This window comes from Oceanibaculum sp. (genome assembly GCF_022449305.1).
GTDB classification, from domain to species: domain Bacteria; phylum Pseudomonadota; class Alphaproteobacteria; order Oceanibaculales; family Oceanibaculaceae; genus Oceanibaculum; species Oceanibaculum indicum.
The window spans coordinates 18,418-33,622 of record NZ_JAKUSO010000042.1; the positions used below are offsets into that span (position 1 = coordinate 18,418).

Sequence of the window (15,205 nt, forward strand, 5' to 3'; positions counted from 1 at the left end):
CACTCTGGCCGCTATTTCTCTCTGATCGTCATTCCCGGGCTTGTCCCGGGAATCCAGGGTTCAGCTTATGCGACTGGCATCCAGTGAGCGTAGGCCTGGACCCCCGGCACAAGGCCGGGGGTGACGGTCAGAGAAATTGGCATTCCCCTGACATATTGAGGGAATGACGGTCTTTTTTTGTCTGCTACGTCTAGAGTTCGTCACCCCACCATCCGCCGCAGCCGGAATTCGGCGTCCAGCCGCCAGTTGCCATCCTCCTGCTGGCTCTCGCCGCGCCAGACGAAGCTGTCGGGCGTGATGTCGTTGAAGCTCCAGCGCGCCGGGCGGCCAGATTCCTCGCCTTCCAGTACAATCCGGCCATCCTTCATGCGGCCTTGCAGCCGGTTCAGCACGCCGGTCACCGGGTTCAGCCAGAGGATGCGCCATGTCTCACCATCGCCATCGAGCCAGCGCAGGGTGGTGCTGTAGCGGTCGCGGACCGGCAGATCGCCGCTCTCTCGCTCCCCGCGGGGCGGCGCGATCCAGATGTCCTGGATGGCACGGCCCTCCAGCGCCCAGCTGAACCACCATTCGCCGTGGCCTGTGCGGACCGTGCCATCCTGGCCATAGTCGAACACTTCGGCGCGCCATCCGCCGATCACCCAGTCGAAGGCCTTCGCGGCCTCCCCCAGTTCCGGCGACGGGCCGGGCGAGAACAGGGCCCCAGCCAGCGCATGGGTCAGCCCGCGTGCCGGTGCGCCATCGGCGATGCGTGTCCAGATACCTTCATACTGGACGGGGAATCCGTCCTCATCGACCTCCAGCACCGCCTTGAAGTCGCTGTCGAGATTGCGGTAGCGGTAGCGCCGCTCCTCCAGCCGGTCATAGGCCTGCGGCGCTGCCGTCACCGTCAGTTCGGGAAACCGCACCCAGGCGGCGCGGATTTCCCCGGTTGCACCGATGGCGGGACGCAGCCGGTTCACCGGCAGCGCATTGGTGGACGGGCTGACACCCAGATCGATATCGGTGCAGCCGGCGAGATCCGGGGCGGCCGTGCCATTCAGCCGCCAGTTGCCCGCCCCGTCATGCAGCAGGGTCAGGCTTCGGGTCGTCCCCTGGAAATCCTGGCTGACCTCGACCCGGCGGGTATTCCAGCCGGCATCGCACTGCACCCGGTAGTCGACGCGCAAGGGGATGCCCTTCTCTGCCAGCAGCACCGTGCCGGCGATCTCTATCCCGTCCTCGCCCCGGCGGAAGGTCGCCTGCTCCATGCTGTTGCCGTCCCAGTCGCGCCGCCACATCAGGGTCCGCATGCTCGATGTCATTTATTGCCTCCTTGGTCTCGGGCATGGTCTCGGAATGCCGGACCCTAGCGCCTGAAATGCACGCCTTTCTTGGGGATTATTGCTATAATTCCGTCCATGAACATCGCCCCCGCCATCCACCAGGAGAAGGTCACCCAGACCGACCTCGCAAGAGGCGATGGCTGGAGCGTCAGCGACGTGATCTGCCGCTGCGGGCCAGAGGACAAACCCTATGAGGAACAGCATGGCCCTTCAGTGATCGCCGCCGTGCTGTCCGGCAATTTCGTCTATCGCTCGGACCGGGGCAGCACGCTGATGGCGGCGGGGTCGCTGATGCTGGGCAACGCAGGGGCGTGCTATTCCTGCGGGCATGAGCATGGTGCCGGGGACCGTTGCCTGGCCTTCCATTTCACGCCCGGTTTCCTTGAGGATGTCGCGGGCGGCCTGCCCGGCCTGCGGTGGATCGATTTCCCGCAGCATCGCCTGCCGCCGATGGCCACGCTGACGCCCTTGTTCGCGGCGGCGGAAACCGCCTTGCTGGAAGAAGACGCCCCTGCACTGGAGGAATTGGCGCTGCGCATGGCGGGCGCAGCACTGCGTCTCAGCCACGCCGATTCACCGCCACCGGACCGCGCCCGGGATATCGGCCGCATCGCGGCTGCCGCCCGGCTGATCGAGGAGCACTACACCGAACCGCTGACGATTTCCGATATCGCCGCCAGGGTCGGTCTCAGCCGCTATCACTTCCTGCGCCTGTTCAGCGCCACCATGGGCATGACGCCCTATCAGTATCTGCTGAACCGTCGTCTGCGAGCGGCCGCCCGTACCTTGCGCGCGGATCGCAGGAGCGTGCTGGACGCGGCATTGTCTTCCGGTTTCGGCGATCTGTCGGAATTCACCCGGCGTTTCCGCCGCACCTTCGGGCAGACGCCGGCATCCTATCGGAGCAAGCGCTAGTTCCAGCGCCCCATTTCGGCATCGCGGCGCAGATGGTCCGCCAGCATCATGTTGGTGGTGTAGAGCCGTTTCATCAGCACCTTCAGCAGCGCCTTCACGCCCGGCTCGCAGCTTTCCAGCAGCTTGTCCATGACCTGCTCGTTGATCGTCGAGCAGACGGTCAGTTCCAGGGCGCGGACCGAGGCCTGGCGCGGCCCCTTGGCGATCAGCGCCATCTCGCCGATGATCTCGCCCTCGCCCAGTTCGGCGAGCACGGTTTCCTGCTCGTTCCGGCCGACGAACACCTCAACCCGGCCGGATTCGATGAGATAGGCATGGCTGCCAAGCTCCCCCTCCCGGAACAGCACCGCACCGGCATAAAACACCCGACGGTCGAGTACCTTGGTCTTGGCCATGCCGTGCGCCGCCTCTTCAGCCCTGATAAAGCCCGTTATCGCGCAGCCTGCCTAGGCTTGCAAATCAATAGGATGTTATCGCCGTGCGGATGCACGCCACGAATGATCCGTTAGGCACGCGCTTCCGTAAAAGTTAATGTTTCTACACCATATCTTCGTGAGCGCCTTGCATTCCATGCACCGAGACAGCGACAGGCCCCTCCTCCTCTGGTTCCGGCAGGATCTGCGCCTTGCGGACAATCCGGCCCTGCGCGCGGCGGTGGAGAGCGGACAACCGATCCTGCCCGTCTACATCCTCGATGACGAGACGCCCGGTGCCTGGGCGACCGGCGGTGCCGCGCGCTGGTGGCTGCATCACAGCCTGACGGCGCTGTCGCATGACCTGAAGGCGCTTGGTGCACCGCTCATCCTGCGGCGGGGCGACTCACGCGAGGTAATCGACTCGCTGGTGAGGGAGGCCGGTGCAACGGCGGTGTACTGGAACCGCTGCTACGAGCCTTTTGCCCGCAAGCGTGACGAGACCATCAAGGCCGCGCTGAAGCAGGACGGGATCAAGGCCCGCAGCTTCAATTCCGCACTGCTGCACGAGCCCTGGACGGTCGAGAACAAGTCCGGCGAACCGTTCCGTGTCTATTCCGCCTTCTGGCGTGCCTGCCTGGCGAAAGGCGAACCGGACAAGCCGTTGCCCGTGCCGGAAACGCTTGTGGCGGCTTCCGCGCCGGCCAGCGACAGCATCGGGGATTGGGAACTGCTGCCCACCAAGCCGAACTGGGCGAAGGGCTTCGAGTCCGCCTGGACGCCCGGAGAGAACGGCGCGCAGGAGCGGCTGACGGCGTTCCTCGACGAAGCGGTCAACCGCTACAAGGCGGAGCGTGACCGCCCGGACATCGAGGCGACCTCCCGCCTGTCGCCGCATCTGCATTTCGGTGAGATCGGCCCGCGCCAGATCTGGCATGCCACCCGCGCCGCCATGGCCGCCCACGGCCTGAACGAGGCCAGCGCCGAGAAATTCCTGTCGGAAGTCGGCTGGCGGGAATTCTCTCACCATCTGCTCTATCACAATGACGCCCTGCCCGAGCATCCCCTGCGGCCGGAATTCGCGGATTTCCCCTGGCACGAGAACGTCAAGGCGCTGACCGCCTGGCAGCGCGGCCTGACCGGCTATCCCATCGTCGATGCCGGCATGCGGGAACTCTGGGCAACCGGCTGGATGCACAACCGGGTGCGGATGATCGTGGCCTCCTTCCTGGTGAAGGATCTGCTGATCCCCTGGCAGGAGGGCGAGGCCTGGTTCTGGGACACGCTCGTCGATGCCGACCTCGCCAACAACGCGGCGAGCTGGCAGTGGGTCGCCGGCTGCGGCGCCGATGCCGCGCCCTATTTCCGCATCTTCAACCCGGTGCTGCAGGGCGAGAAGTTCGACCCGGAGGGTGCCTATGTCCGGCGCTGGGTGCCGGAACTCTCGAAGATGCCGGCTTCCCATATCCACAAGCCCTGGCTGGCCCCCGACGACGTAATGCGCAAGGCCGGCGTCACGCTGGGCAAGAGCTATCCCAAACCCATCGTGGATCATGGCACGGCGCGCGACCGCGCGCTCGACGCCTTCTCCCGCATCAAGAAGGCGGCCTGAATGAGAATAGCGATTGTCGGCAGCGGTATCTCCGGCCTCGGCGCCGCCTGGCTGCTGCACCAGCACCACGAGATCACGATCTACGAGAAGGAGTCCCGGATTGGCGGCCACGCCAACACGGTGGAAGCGGATTTCGGCGACAGGACGATCCCGGTCGATACCGGCTTTATCGTGTTCAACGACCGCAACTACCCGAACCTGCGCGGCCTGTTCGGCGAACTGGATGTACCTTACCGGAACAGCGAGATGTCCTTCGCCGTCTCCATCGATGGCGGGCGCCTGGAATATGGCGGCGGCAGTATTCCGCAGTTGTTCGCGCAGAAGCGCAATCTGCTGCGCCTGCGTTTCGTGCGGATGGTGCGCGACATATTGCGTTTCTTCCGCGAAGCGCCGGAACTGCTGGAGGGCGATGCCGGCGCGCTGTCGCTTGGCGAGTATCTGAAGCGCAACCGCTATTCCGACGGCTTCCTGTACGATCATCTGCTGCCGATGGCGGCCGCCATCTGGTCCTGCCCGGTGGAGACCATGCTTGACTTCCCGGCGGCCAGCTTCGCGCGCTTCTTCCACAATCACGGCCTGCTGACCGTCAACGACCGGCCGCAATGGATGACGGTCGAAGGCGGCAGCCACGAATATGTGCGGCGCCTCACGGTGCCCTTTGCCGACCGGTTCTGCCTCGGCAATGCGGCGGTGTCGGTGCGGCGGGTGCCCGGCGGCGTGATGGTGCGCGGCGCGGATGGCGAAGAGACTTTGTTCGACCAGGTCATCCTGGCCAGCCATGCCGACCAGTCGCTGGCACTGCTGGCCGATGCCGACGCGGCGGAGCGCGCTATCCTTGGGAGGTTCCGCTACCAGCCGAACGAGGCGGTGCTGCACCGCGACCCGGCCCTGATGCCGCAGCGCCGCAGCGTCTGGTCGAGCTGGAATTATCTGGCCGAGGGCGACGCCTATGACCGCGAGGTTGCCGTCACCTACTGGATGAATTTGCTGCAGGGCATCGATCCTGCCTGTCCGCTGTTCGTGACGCTGAACCCGATCCGCCAGCCCGATCCGGACAAGGTTTTCGCGCGGATATCCTACAGCCATCCGGTGTTCGATGGCCCCGCCATGCAGGCACAGCGGGAGCTGAACCGCATTCAGGGCACGCGCGGCCTGTGGTTCTGCGGTGCCTGGGGCGGCTATGGCTTCCACGAGGACGGGCTGAAATCCGGCATCGCCGTTGCGCGTGCGCTGGGCGCGAACGTGCCCTGGCGGACCGAGGTGCAGCCCGCCGGGAACCCGGCCCCCGGTGCTGCGCCGCTGCTGGCGGGCGACTGAGAATGACTGGCCAAACGCCGCATACGGATTGGCAATCCTGTCTCTATCGCGGGCGGGTGACACACAGCCGGCTATCGCCCTTCCGGCACAAATTCCATTACCGCGTCTTCTCGCTGCTGGTCGATCTGGACGAGCTGCCGGCGCTTGATGCCAGCCTGCGGCTGTTCTCCTATAACCGCGCGAACCTGCTTAGCTTCCATGATCGCGACCATGGCCCGCGCGATGGCAGCCCCTTGCGCCCTTGGGTCGAGTGCCACCTGGCCGCCGCCGGCATCGACAATGATGGCGGGCGCATCTCGCTGCTGTGCTTTCCGCGCCTCATGGGCTTCGTGTTCAACCCGCTGTCTATCTATTACTGCCGCGACCGGCAGGACCGGCTGACCGCCATCCTCTACGAGGTGAAGAACACCTTCGGCCAGCAGCATGGCTATCTGCTGCCGGTTCCCGCCGACCGGCAGCCCGGCGCGCCGATCCTGCAGCGCCAGGAGAAGGGCTTCTACGTCTCGCCCTTCATGCCGATGGAGTGCCGCTACCGCTTCCGCCTGAACGAGCCGGACGAGAACCTGTCCATCCTGATCCGCCAGGACGAGGCTGGCCCTGATGGCGCACCGCTGCTGGCCGCCACCCACATGGCGGAGCGCGCGGCACTGACGGACGCCGGCCTGCTGTCGGCCTTCGCGCGACACCCGCTGATGACCCTGAAGGTAATCGGCGGCATCCATTGGGAGGCGCTACGCCTGTGGCGCAAGGGGGCGCGGTTACATGCCCGCCCCACCCCGCCTGCCCGTGACGTTTCGATCTGGTCCGACCCCGCCCTCGCAAACGGGAGACACGAAAATTGAGCGACGCCACCATGACCATCGACGGCCGTTCCTGGATCGCCCAGATGCGGCGCCGGCCCGACCGCAGCCTGACACGCTGGATGTGGCTTGGCCTGAAGATGCTGCGCAACCTCAGCCACGGCACGCTGATCGTTGTGCTGCCGGATGGCAGGCGCTTCCGCTTCGACAGCCCGCATGAGGGACCGGAGGCGACCATCCTGGTGCGCGATCAGCGCATGGCGCGGCGCTGGTTCATGGGCGGCAGCGTCGGCTGGTCGGAATCCTATCTGGATGGCGAGTGGGACAGCCCCGACCCCGCCAAGGTGGTTGAGCTGTTCTCGATCAATGTCGCCGCGCTGGAACAGCATATCGACGGCAATTGGTGGAGCCGGCTGGCGGGCCGCGCGCTGCATGCACTGAACCGCAACAACCGGCGCGGCAGCCAGCGCAACATCGCCTATCACTATGATCTGGGGAATGATTTCTACCGCCGCTGGCTCGACCCCTCCATGACCTATTCCTCGGCGGTGTTCGAGGGCAGCCAGCAGGATCTGGAAGCCGCCCAGCGCGCCAAGTACCGCCGTATCTGCACCCTGCTAGACGCCCAACCCGGCCAGCATGTGCTGGAGATCGGCTGCGGCTGGGGCGGCTTTGCGGAGGTCGCGGCGGGCGAGTTTGGCCTGAAAGTCACCGGCATCACCCTGTCGCAGCAGCAGCACGCCTACGCCACCGAGCGGATCGCCCGGGCCGACCTGTCAGACCGTGTGGAGCTGCGCCTGCAGGATTACCGCGACGTCAGCGAGCGGTTCGACCGTATCGCCTCCATCGAGATGTTCGAGGCGGTGGGCGAACGCTATTGGCCGGTATTCTTCGACAAGGTGAAATCCTGCCTCACGGAAAACGGCAAGGCAGCGATGCAGGTCATCACCATCGCCGATGACCGGTTCGAGGCCTATCGCAGCTCCCCCGACTTCATCCAGCGCTACATCTTCCCCGGCGGCATGCTGCCGTCCGACAGTATCCTGCGCGGGCTGGTCAATGATGCCGGCATGTCTCTGACGCGCGATGACGGCTTCGGGCTGGACTATGCCCGAACGCTGCGCCACTGGAGCGACGCCTTCCGCACCGCCTGGCCGGACATCCGGGAGATGGGCTTCGACGAGCGTTTCCGGCGCATGTGGGAATTCTATCTGCATTATTGCGAGGGCGGCTTCCGGTCCGGCAGCATCGACGTGCGCCAGATCGCCTTCAGCCGCTAACGCATGCCCCATACCCCCCTGGCACGCCGGATACTCGCCGCCTATGGCCTGCCCGGCCTGCCGATGGCAGCGCTAGGACTGCCGCTGTTCATCTATCTGCCGACCTTCTATGCCGCCGATCTGGGGCTGAACCTCACGGCGGTCGGCGCGGTGCTGCTGCTGGCACGGCTGTGGGACGGGGTGACCGATCCGGCGGTCGGCGTGCTCAGCGACCGCACGCGCAGCCGCTGGGGCCGGCGCCGGCCCTGGATGATCACCGGGCTGCCGGTGACCCTGCTGGCGATGTGGATGCTGTTCGTGCCACCGCAAGATGCGGGCATCTTGCATCTGCTGGGCTGGTCGATGCTGCTCTATCTTGGCTGGACGATGATCTCCCTGCCGCATTCCGCCTGGGGGGCGGAGCTGTCGCCGGATTACCACGAACGCTCCCGCATTACTGCCTCACGCGAGTTGTTCGTCGTACTGGGCACGCTGATCGCGGCCGGCCTGCCCTCGCTGGTCGGGGGCGGCAACGCCGAGGTGCTGAAAGTGCTGGCGATTACCCTGCTGATCGCCCTGCCGCTGACAATCCTGCTGGCCAGTGTGGTTGTCAGTGAACCGCCTCGCCCTGCCCCGCGTACAAGTAACTGGAGACTGGCAATAAGGGTGCTCCTCGCGAACCGCCCCTTCCGCCGGCTGATCGTGGCCTATCTGCTGAATGGTATCGCAAATGGCCTGCCGGCGACCCTGGTTCTGCTGTTTGCGGCCCAGGTACTCCAACTGGGCGATTTGAGCGGCCTGTTCCTTACGGTGTATTTCGGATGTGGCATTCTCTCCATACCGGTTTGGATCGCGGCCAGCCGCAAGCTGGAGAAGCACCGCGCCTGGTGCATGGCGATGCTGCTGAACTGCCTGTTCTTCGCACCAGTGCCCCTGCTGGGCGCGGGCGACATGGCGGGATTCCTGGCAATCTGTGTGCTGACCGGCCTGTGCCTGGGCGCCGATCTCGCCCTGCCGCCCTCAATGCAGGCGGATGTGGTGGATATCGACACGGCGGAGAGCGGGGCACACCGCGCCGGCCTGTATTTCGCGCTGTGGGGCGTGGCGACGAAGCTGGCGCTGGCGCTGGCCGTCGGCATCGCCTTCCCAATCCTCGACCTGTTCGGCTTTCAGGCGGCAGCGGGCAGTGCGAACGATCCGCTGGCGCTGTCCACACTGGCTGCGCTCTACGCCATCGCGCCGATCCTGTTCAAGCTGGCCGCCATCGCGCTGATGTGGGGCTATCCGATCGGCGCGGCCGAGCATGCGGCGGTGAAGCGCCGGATCGAGGCCGTGCCATGATTTCCAATGTTTCCGGGAGGATCACCGATGTTTCGCGCCGCAGCAGCGCTGCTGGCTGCCGTTCTTCTGCTGGGAGGATGCAGCGCCATGAAGCCTGAGGATTTCGCCGGCACCGAGCCGAAGCTGACCGTCGAGGAGTATTTTGCCGGCAAGAGCCGCGCCTGGGGCATCTTCCAGGACCGGTTCGGCACGCTTAAGCGCAGCTTCACGGTCGATATCGAGGGCCGGCAGGAAGGCGACGAGTTCGTCCTCGTTGAGGATTTCGTCTATGACGATGGCGAGACCGACCGGCGCATCTGGCGCATCCGCAAGCTGGACGAGCACCGCTATGAAGGTCGCGCCGACGATGTGGTCGGCACCGCAACCGGCGTCGCCTACGGCAAGGCGCTGAACTGGCGCTACGATTTCGATCTGAAGGTCGGCGAGCGGACGATCCGCGTGCATTTCGACGACTGGATGTTCCGGCAGGATGACAAGGTCATGGTGAACCGCGCCACGGTCACCAAGTTCGGCATCGAGCTGGGTCAGGTCACGCTGTTCTTCCTGCGCGAGGACAAAAAGCAGACCGCCTCCCTCGCGGCAGAGTGAGCTATACCGCCAGCTTCCGCCTCACCCACCGCAGCAGCGCGCCGAGGACCGGCAGGCGCTCATAAAGCTGGCTGGCGGCATCCCAGTGGTCGATATGCTCCGCCACCAGCCCGTCGGGGCGGAAGCGCACCTCGCTCATCCCCTCGATGGTCCAGATCTCGACCGCGCCCTTGCGTCGGAAGCTGAATCGCCAGCGGTAAAAGGCGGTATCGCCCTCGATGGCGGTGCGCAGGATGGTGAAGCGCGGCTGCTCCACCGTCTCGAACATATGCCGGAAGACGGCGCGGTATTTCTCGATTCCCGTCACATCGTTGAACGGATCGACGAAGCGCACATCGGGCGCCACGATCCCGTCCAGCCGGTCCAGACTCTCCGGGGCGATACTCTCGAAGAAGCGGCCATAGGCCGCAACGGCCTGTTTCACTGTTTCGTCGCCCGCCTGATCATCGGGAAATAGAGAGCATAGGGCAGGCAGCGCAGAATCTTCAGCAGATAGGTGAAGCGTTTCGGGAAGGTGATCTCGAAGCCGTCGCCGTCCAGCCCGCGAATGAGGGCGGCGGCCGCGTCCTCCGGTTCCATCAGGAACGGCATGGGGAACGGATTCCTGTCCGTCAGCGGCGTGCGCACGAAGCCGGGATTGACGATCTGCATCTTCACGCACACCCGGTCGCATTCCGGTTTCAACGATTCCGCCATGTTGATCAGGCCGGCCTTGGTTGCGCCATAGGCGGCGGAGGTCGGCAGGCCGCGATAGCCCGCAACCGAGGCAACGATGGCAATCTGTCCGCGCCTTCGGTTCCTGAACGTTGCCAGCAGCGGCTCCAGACAGTTTGCCGTGCCCATCAGGTTCAGCTCAACCAGCTTGCGCAGCTTTTCCGCCTTGAAATCATCGGCGCTGACCGGCTCATGCGTGCCGGCATTCAGCAGGGCGATATCGATGGGGCCGTGCTCCGCCTCGATGCGGGCAACCGTATCGGCGGTTGCTTGGCCGTCTGTCACATCCAGCTCGTAGGGCAGGATGCTGCTTTCCGGCGCTTCCCCGGCCAGCCCCTTCAGCTTGTCGATGGAACGCGCGCTGACCGCCACACGGTCGCCCCGCCGGGCAAGCTGCAGGGCGACCTCACGGCCCAGCCCGTAGCTTGCCCCGGTGATCCAGATCAACCGGCTGTCGTGCTTACCGTTGCTCATTCTGCGCCACCGTCACATAGCGGCTGGCGGGCTCGCCGGGCGGCACATCCTGCAGGCTGAAATTCCAGGGCGCATCCGACGGCACCGGGCGGCGGGTGTAGAGCACCTCCTCGCCGCGCCCGTCGAAGCTGCCGCCGACCCAGCGCTTCTCCGCATCATAGCAGAGCTGCATGGTGAGTTCGCCGGTCATATCGTAGCAGCCCTCACGCCCCGCCATCGCGGTCATCTCAACTTCCCGGACGATGCCCTTCTGGGTATCCAGCAGACGGCCCTGGCGGACCGTCGCATAACGCCAGTAATCCGACGGGAAGATATCGGCCGGAACCTTGATCCGGCCATCGACACCCAGCAGCGAGAGCGTGCCGTCGCCGCGCCCGGCATCATCCTGCCGGGCGAGTACGGCGAAGTAATCGCCATCATCATTGGTGCGGGTCTCGATGCTCACCACCTTGCCGTCCTCGATCAGGGTGCGGTTGCGGTGCGTGTAACGGTACAGCGCGATGGGACCGAATTTAAGCTCGAAGTCGATCATGATCTCGACCCTGGACCTGTCGCCATCGCGCTCGATGCGCAGCCGGTGCCAGCCCAGCACATCGCCGCCGCGCGTGACCTCGAAATCGATGCGCTCGACCGTGGGTTCGGCCTGGGCCGACGGCGTGACGGCCAGAAGAATTGCGGCAGCGGCGAGAAGTCGTTTCATGGCAACACATCCCGGTTTCCGTTGCGGATCAGTTACCCTTTCTACGCACGGACAGGCGGAACGGATGTCGCAGCAGTCTTCAGAACATTCCGCCGCGCTGCAGCGTCGCCAGCAGGAACAGCAGCCCGAAGGCGGAAATCGCCAGCGAGCCGGCAACGCCGATGCCGCGGTGCAGCCGGTCGCGCCAGACCGACTCCGTCCGGTCGCCGAACGCCAGCGCTATCTTCCGGCCATAGACACTGGCCATGGCCAGCGCCGCGACCGTCATCGCCGTGCCCAGCGCCATCGCGAAGGTAGCTGCAACCCCCAGCAGGAAAAGGCCATTGGCCAGCGTGAACAGCAGCACCAGCACCGCACCGCTGCAGGGCCGGATGCCGACCGCCGCCGCCATCGCCCAAAAGCGCCGCAGCCCGCGCCGCGCCGTCACCGCATGATCGTGTGCATGATCATGGTGGTGGTGGTCATGGTCGTGGGCGTGATGCGCATGGTCATGATGGGCAGGACCGATACCGTGATCATGGTCGCAGCTCTCGCCCTTCCAGGCCCGCACCGCCAGCCACAAGCCGATCACGATGACGAGGCTGAAGCTGACGATTTCCAGCACCTTCACCTGCTCGCCGATGGCGAAGCGCGAGGCGCCCAGCAGCACAGCCAGCACAACGACCAGCATGACGGCACTCAGCCCCTGCACCAGCGAGGAGGCGAAGGCGAGCGCGATGCCGCGCTTCAACCGGCTGTCATGGCCGACCAGATAGGCCGAGATCACCGCCTTGCCATGACCCGGCCCGGCGGCATGGAAAATGCCGTAGAGGAAGGAGACACCGATCAGCGTCAGCGCCGGCCACAGCGCCTCGCCCTGGCTCGTCGCCCGCACCAGCGCCGCCATCTCGCGGTGCAGTTGCGACTGCCAGCGGGCAATCTGCGCCAGGATGGCGGAGAACAGGCCAGGTTCGCCTGCCGGGGCCGATGGCCCCGCTAACGGCGATTGCGCCAGCGCTTCGGGAACAATGCAGACAAGCAACAGCAGACACAGCCCGCAAAAGGCGGCGATGCGCATGAAACTCAGCTCCCGGTGCAGCTTAACGTAGCAACGCGCGGAAAGAAGGCGCCGTAATAGAGCGGGCGGCTCATATCCTCCGTCATGTCGATCGCGCAGGCGGGCACGGCCTCGCCCGCCAGACGGAACGGGTCCCATTCATCGAGCAGCAGTTCGACATAATAGCTTTCGTCATAGAGCCCAACCGACAGCGCCGTCGCCCGCGGATCGATGGCCCGGGGCAGCAGCGCCCGGAAGGCGAAGACAACCCGGCCCTTCTCGATGCTCGCCTTGAAATTCCTGATCTTCTCGATCTTCAGCAGCGTTCCGTCCGCGCTGACATGGGTGAAGAAGCCGAACTCCGCCATCGGCAGCATGACCTGGCTTTCCAGGTCGGCATGTCCCTGCCTGGTGAAGCTCTTGCCGTCCTTGGCCGCGAAATCCTCGATCATCATGGAGCTGAAGAAATCGTCGAACACCCAGACGACATCGAGGGCGGTCAGCTTGCCGGCATCGAAGTGCAGCGTGGCGTGGGCATCAATCCAGACATGCGGATGGGACTGTGCGCCGCGCGGCGGCACCGCGAACAGCAGCACCAGCGCCAGGAGAATGACCGCCAGCCCCTGCCCCCGTCCGGTCATGGCGTCAGCCGATGGGCGGGAATTTGGGGTCCAGCCGGCAGCCGCAATAGGGGCAGTCGAAGGCCGCCAGCAGCGCCTGCCGCTCGGTCTCCGGCACCGCCGTCCCGGCGTCCCGCACCTGCGCCAGCACCTCCTCGACCAGCTGCTTGTGGCGCTGCTGCTCAGTGCAGGCCTGCAGGCGCAGCTGCTGCACCGGCACCGGCGCCTCCTCCACGCTGAAGGCATGCGCCCGCCCGAAAAGGAAACCGGGCACAAGCGCCGCAACGGCGGTCAGCATGCTGGTTTCGAGAAGGCGGCGACGGCTGAGCATGGAGTTTCCTCCTGAAAGGGGAACTACCGCTAAAATAGGCCGTCCCGGGCCGACATTCCAGTGGCCAAACCTGTCAGCTCTGCGGCATCAGGCAGCCGCGCAGGGAGGTGGCCAACCCGCGCATCACCTCGAAATAGGCGTCCGGGCCCGCCGGCAGGGCGGCGCCGATGGGGTCCAGCTCGCCGCGCTTTGCCTTGCTGCCCTCGATCACCACATCGACCAGTGCCGGCCGGAACTGCGGCTCGGAGAACACGCAGGCGGCACCGCTGTCGCTCAGCCGCTTGCGGATCTCCCGCAGGCGCTGGGCGCTCGGCTGGCGCTCCGGCGACAGGGTGATGGAGCCCACCGCCTTAAGCCCGTAATGCGCCTCGAAATACTGGTAGGCGTCATGGAACACGATGTAGGGCCGGTCCTTCACCGGCTCCAGCTGGGCCTTCAGCTCGGCGTCCAGTGCCTCGATCCGTGCGATGACTTTTTGCGCATTGTCGCGATAGGCCGCCGCATTGGCCGGGTCGATCTCGGCCAGAGCCTCGGCGGCAACGGTCACGATGGCCTCCGCATTGTGCGGGTCGAGCCAGAGATGGCCATCGATCCCGTCATGCGCGTGCTCATGCTTGTGGTCGTGAGAATGCTTCTTGTCGTGCTTGTGGTCATGCGAATGCTTGTGGTCGTGGCCATGTGCCGCCGCATGCGATTCCCACGCCCCGCCTTCCCGGCCTTCCAGCGTCTCGATGCCCCTGGCCTCGGCAAGCTCAATGATACGCGCCTGCTTGCCCAGCGTCTCCAGCGGTTGTTCCAAGAAGGTTTCCAGCGTCTCCCCGACCCAGAACACCAGCTGCGCTTCCGACAGGGCACGCGCGTCGGAGGGCTTCAGCGTGTAGCTGTGCGGGGATTCACCGCCCTTCAGCAGCAGGTAGGGCTCACCCACCCCCTGCATCACACCGGCGACCAGCGCATGCACCGGCTTCACGGTGACGAACACCTTCGGCGCCTGCGCCATCACTGGGCCGAGGCTAGCGAGCAGCAGCAGTCCCGCACCGGCCAGCAGATGAAAAGGACGTCGCAGAGCGTGACAAGCGGACATGGGAATGCTCCTAATGCACGAAACCGGCATAATGTGCCGCTATCGACTTGAAAACTTCGTGATGTTATAAAGTAACATTACCAAGTGACGCAACGGGAAAACCGGATGACGGAGCTGAAATCCATGATCGCGGGGTCGGGCACTGGGCCAGGCGGCGCAACGCCGGCCGCCTTCCCGTCGGAACGGCACGACCATGCGCATTGCGTCGATCAGGCGCTGAGTGCCGCCGAGGAAATCTGTGCCGAGCGCGGGGCACGGCTGACGCCGCTGCGACGCCAGGTGCTGGAACTGGTCTGGCGCAGCCATGAACCGATCGGCGCCTATGACGTGCTGGCGAAGCTGCAGCGCGAGGATACCGCCGGGGAGGATGGCCGCCCGGCGGCGCCGCCCACGGTCTATCGCGCGCTGGATTTCCTGCTGAAGCACCGGCTGGTTCATCGCATCGAATCGATGAATGCCTATGTCGGCTGCCCGCATCCGGACAGCGAGCATAGCGGCCAGTTCCTGATCTGCCGGACCTGCGGTAACGCGGCGGAGATCGACGACCCGGCGATCCGCCGCGCCATCGGGGAACATGCCCGCAAGATCGGCTTCACCATCGAGCACATCACCGTCGAGGTTGCCGGCCAGTGCCCGAAATGCAGTGCCCCGCATGCCGACTGACGTTGCCGCAACG

General features: G+C 65.4%; 17 protein-coding genes. 8 read left to right on the forward strand and 9 right to left on the reverse strand.

The features are described 5' to 3' along the window. Positions 1-200: 200 nt before the first annotated feature. Complete coding sequence (locus MK313_RS12605) at positions 201-1,304, reverse strand: putative glycolipid-binding domain-containing protein (RefSeq protein ID WP_287781903.1); 1,104 nt, start codon at positions 1,302-1,304, stop codon at positions 201-203. A gap of 96 nt (positions 1,305-1,400) precedes the next feature. Here MK313_RS12605 and MK313_RS12610 point away from each other — a divergent pair, with 96 nt between their 5' ends. Continuing rightward, positions 1,401-2,240, forward strand: a complete 840-nt coding sequence (locus tag MK313_RS12610; protein WP_287781904.1) for a helix-turn-helix transcriptional regulator — start codon at positions 1,401-1,403, stop codon at positions 2,238-2,240. Here MK313_RS12610 and MK313_RS12615 read toward each other — a convergent pair. Continuing rightward, complete coding sequence (locus MK313_RS12615; RefSeq protein WP_008943679.1) at positions 2,237-2,635, reverse strand: cyclic nucleotide-binding domain-containing protein; 399 nt, start codon at positions 2,633-2,635, stop codon at positions 2,237-2,239. The genes MK313_RS12610 and MK313_RS12615 overlap by 4 nt on opposite strands. Before the next feature lie 175 nt (positions 2,636-2,810). Between MK313_RS12615 and MK313_RS12620 the strand changes: the two genes are divergently transcribed. Genes MK313_RS12620 through MK313_RS12645 form a run of 6 tightly spaced genes read left to right on the forward strand, consistent with a single transcriptional unit; the run spans position 2,811 to position 9,570 of the window. Then, positions 2,811-4,265, forward strand: coding sequence for a cryptochrome/photolyase family protein (locus MK313_RS12620; RefSeq protein WP_287781905.1), 1,455 nt, complete (start codon positions 2,811-2,813; stop codon positions 4,263-4,265). After that, positions 4,266-5,582: an NAD(P)/FAD-dependent oxidoreductase gene (locus tag MK313_RS12625; RefSeq protein WP_287781906.1), complete on the forward strand. Its 1,317-nt coding sequence runs from the start codon at positions 4,266-4,268 to the stop codon at positions 5,580-5,582. Between the two features lie 2 nt (positions 5,583-5,584). Continuing rightward, positions 5,585-6,424, forward strand: coding sequence for a DUF1365 domain-containing protein (locus tag MK313_RS12630; RefSeq protein WP_287781907.1), 840 nt, complete (start codon positions 5,585-5,587; stop codon positions 6,422-6,424). Next, a complete protein-coding gene (locus MK313_RS12635; RefSeq protein WP_008943683.1) occupies positions 6,421-7,662 on the forward strand; it encodes an SAM-dependent methyltransferase in 1,242 nt (413 codons plus the stop codon). The genes MK313_RS12630 and MK313_RS12635 overlap by 4 nt, the downstream gene beginning before the upstream one ends. A 3-nt stretch (positions 7,663-7,665) precedes the next feature. Beyond that, a complete protein-coding gene (locus MK313_RS12640) occupies positions 7,666-8,982 on the forward strand; it encodes an MFS transporter (protein WP_287781908.1) in 1,317 nt (438 codons plus the stop codon). Positions 8,983-9,009: 27 nt separating this feature from the next. Continuing rightward, on the forward strand, positions 9,010-9,570 hold the full coding sequence (locus MK313_RS12645) for a DUF3833 domain-containing protein (protein ID WP_287781909.1): 561 nt from the start codon (positions 9,010-9,012) through the stop codon (positions 9,568-9,570). Between the two features lies 1 nt (position 9,571). On the opposite strand, the gene MK313_RS12650 is transcribed toward MK313_RS12645, so the two are convergent. From MK313_RS12650 to MK313_RS12680, 7 genes are all read right to left on the reverse strand, one after another. Next, complete coding sequence (locus tag MK313_RS12650; RefSeq protein ID WP_287781910.1) at positions 9,572-9,994, reverse strand: nuclear transport factor 2 family protein; 423 nt, start codon at positions 9,992-9,994, stop codon at positions 9,572-9,574. Then, positions 9,991-10,758 (reverse strand): SDR family NAD(P)-dependent oxidoreductase, encoded by a 768-nt coding sequence (locus MK313_RS12655; protein ID WP_287781911.1) that lies wholly within the window; start codon positions 10,756-10,758, stop codon positions 9,991-9,993. The genes MK313_RS12650 and MK313_RS12655 overlap by 4 nt, the downstream gene beginning before the upstream one ends. Next, the gene (locus MK313_RS12660) at positions 10,745-11,458 is read right to left on the reverse strand and encodes a DUF6134 family protein (protein ID WP_287781912.1); all 714 of its coding nucleotides are present in this window, start codon (positions 11,456-11,458) and stop codon (positions 10,745-10,747) included. Before MK313_RS12660 ends, MK313_RS12655 begins: the two co-directional genes overlap by 14 nt. Positions 11,459-11,537: 79 nt before the next feature. Beyond that, on the reverse strand, positions 11,538-12,515 hold the full coding sequence (locus MK313_RS12665; protein WP_287781914.1) for a nickel/cobalt transporter: 978 nt from the start codon (positions 12,513-12,515) through the stop codon (positions 11,538-11,540). 5 nt (positions 12,516-12,520) lie between these two features. Continuing rightward, entirely contained in the window at positions 12,521-13,135 is a 615-nt protein-coding gene (locus MK313_RS12670) for a DUF1007 family protein (RefSeq protein WP_287781915.1), read from the reverse strand. A gap of 4 nt (positions 13,136-13,139) precedes the next feature. After that, the gene (locus tag MK313_RS12675) at positions 13,140-13,445 is read right to left on the reverse strand and encodes a hypothetical protein (protein ID WP_287781916.1); all 306 of its coding nucleotides are present in this window, start codon (positions 13,443-13,445) and stop codon (positions 13,140-13,142) included. Between the two features lie 73 nt (positions 13,446-13,518). Beyond that, positions 13,519-14,529, reverse strand: a complete 1,011-nt coding sequence (locus tag MK313_RS12680) for a zinc ABC transporter substrate-binding protein (protein ID WP_287781918.1) — start codon at positions 14,527-14,529, stop codon at positions 13,519-13,521. A gap of 123 nt (positions 14,530-14,652) precedes the next feature. On the opposite strand from MK313_RS12680, the gene MK313_RS12685 reads away from it, so the two are divergent. Then, positions 14,653-15,192: a Fur family transcriptional regulator gene (locus MK313_RS12685; protein WP_416054140.1), complete on the forward strand. Its 540-nt coding sequence runs from the start codon at positions 14,653-14,655 to the stop codon at positions 15,190-15,192. Positions 15,193-15,205: the final 13 nt, after the last annotated feature.

Coding starts and splice junctions, on each gene's coding strand:
- MK313_RS12660 (WP_287781912.1), bottom strand. CDS start 11,458: ATGAAACGACTTCTCGCCGCTGCCGCAATTCTTCTGGCCGTCACGCCG.
- MK313_RS12610 (WP_287781904.1), top strand. CDS start 1,401: ATGAACATCGCCCCCGCCATCCACCAGGAGAAGGTCACCCAGACCGAC.
- MK313_RS12620 (WP_287781905.1), top strand. CDS start 2,811: ATGCACCGAGACAGCGACAGGCCCCTCCTCCTCTGGTTCCGGCAGGAT.
- MK313_RS12615 (WP_008943679.1), bottom strand. CDS start 2,635: ATGGCCAAGACCAAGGTACTCGACCGTCGGGTGTTTTATGCCGGTGCG.
- MK313_RS12605 (WP_287781903.1), bottom strand. CDS start 1,304: ATGACATCGAGCATGCGGACCCTGATGTGGCGGCGCGACTGGGACGGC.
- MK313_RS12680 (WP_287781918.1), bottom strand. CDS start 14,529: ATGTCCGCTTGTCACGCTCTGCGACGTCCTTTTCATCTGCTGGCCGGT.
- MK313_RS12630 (WP_287781907.1), top strand. CDS start 5,585: ATGACTGGCCAAACGCCGCATACGGATTGGCAATCCTGTCTCTATCGC.
- MK313_RS12655 (WP_287781911.1), bottom strand. CDS start 10,758: ATGAGCAACGGTAAGCACGACAGCCGGTTGATCTGGATCACCGGGGCA.
- MK313_RS12645 (WP_287781909.1), top strand. CDS start 9,010: ATGTTTCGCGCCGCAGCAGCGCTGCTGGCTGCCGTTCTTCTGCTGGGA.
- MK313_RS12640 (WP_287781908.1), top strand. CDS start 7,666: ATGCCCCATACCCCCCTGGCACGCCGGATACTCGCCGCCTATGGCCTG.
- MK313_RS12665 (WP_287781914.1), bottom strand. CDS start 12,515: ATGCGCATCGCCGCCTTTTGCGGGCTGTGTCTGCTGTTGCTTGTCTGC.
- MK313_RS12625 (WP_287781906.1), top strand. CDS start 4,266: ATGAGAATAGCGATTGTCGGCAGCGGTATCTCCGGCCTCGGCGCCGCC.
- MK313_RS12675 (WP_287781916.1), bottom strand. CDS start 13,445: ATGCTCAGCCGTCGCCGCCTTCTCGAAACCAGCATGCTGACCGCCGTT.
- MK313_RS12670 (WP_287781915.1), bottom strand. CDS start 13,135: ATGACCGGACGGGGGCAGGGGCTGGCGGTCATTCTCCTGGCGCTGGTG.
- MK313_RS12685 (WP_416054140.1), top strand. CDS start 14,653: ATGATCGCGGGGTCGGGCACTGGGCCAGGCGGCGCAACGCCGGCCGCC.